At 70.3% G+C, this 923-nt stretch carries 2 protein-coding genes; one reads left to right on the top strand and one right to left on the bottom strand.

All coding sequences use genetic code 11. The annotated features are described in order from the left end of the window. A partial coding sequence (locus A5705_RS03640; RefSeq protein ID WP_156763022.1) for an HNH endonuclease signature motif containing protein occupies positions 1 to 732 on the top strand: 732 nt, incomplete at its 5' end. A gap of 114 nt (positions 733 to 846) precedes the next feature. Here the strand turns inward: A5705_RS03640 and A5705_RS28390 are convergent. After that, positions 847 to 923, bottom strand: a 77-nt coding sequence (locus tag A5705_RS28390) for a hypothetical protein (RefSeq protein ID WP_231982335.1), incomplete at its 5' end; no start/stop codon positions are given.

The following is a 923-nucleotide window of genomic DNA, read 5'->3' as shown; positions in this document are numbered from 1 at the left end:
GCCGAGTGGAAACGCGACCGCGCCAACGGCGACGGCTCCGCACCGAGCGCGCCGCCGATGCCGGGCACCCTGGAGGCGTTTCTGCGGCTGGTCGAGGCCGGCTGGGACGCCGAGGCCACCCGCCGCCCGCACGGCCAGCACACCACCGTGGTGGCCCACTACGACGCGGCCCAGCGCAGCGCCGCGCTGCACCTGGGCCCGCTGCTATCCGACGCCGACCGCCAATACCTGACCTGTGATGCCGGCTGCGAAGTCTGGCTCGAACGCCACGGCCAACCCCTGGGCGCCGGGCGCACCACCCGCACCATCAGCCGGCGACTGCGCCGCGCCCTCGAGCACCGCCACCCCAGCTGCGCGGTACCCGGCTGCGGGGCCACCCGCGGCCTACACGCCCACCACCTCGTGCACTGGGAAAACGGCGGCCCCACCGAGCTGGCCAACCTGGTCCTGATCTGCCCCTACCACCACCGCCAACACCACCAAGGCCACATCACCATCACCGGACCCCCCGACCACCTCTCGGTCACCGACGAGGACGGCCAACCCCTACACCCCGGCTCCCTCGCCCATCCCAAGATCTCGGTCACCCCGTTCAGCACGGCCGACGGCTCGGGCCACGCGCACAGCCCGGCGGGACCCTACGTCAGCGTCGCGGACTGGTCCGCCGTCTCGACGGCGTGGCTGCGCGAACCGCCGAGTTTCGAATTCGCACCGGCGCCGGGTCCGGCTTGACTCCGGGCATCGGCGACTTACGAATTCGATAGCGTATGCGCTACCAACTTTCAAGCAAGCCGCATGGTCTGGGCAGCGGGTAACGCAAACGAAATTCTTTATGCCCCAATCAACCTAGTTGGTCGATGGTGGTGGTTGGGGTTGGAAGGGGTCGTACCACCACCAGTCGGCGCGCTCGCCGAGGGGTCCGG

It is taken from the genome of Mycobacterium sp. E787 (genome assembly GCF_001668725.1).
Classification (GTDB): Bacteria; Actinomycetota; Actinomycetes; order Mycobacteriales; family Mycobacteriaceae; genus Mycobacterium.
This window is presented reverse-complemented; position numbering and strand designations above follow the sequence as displayed.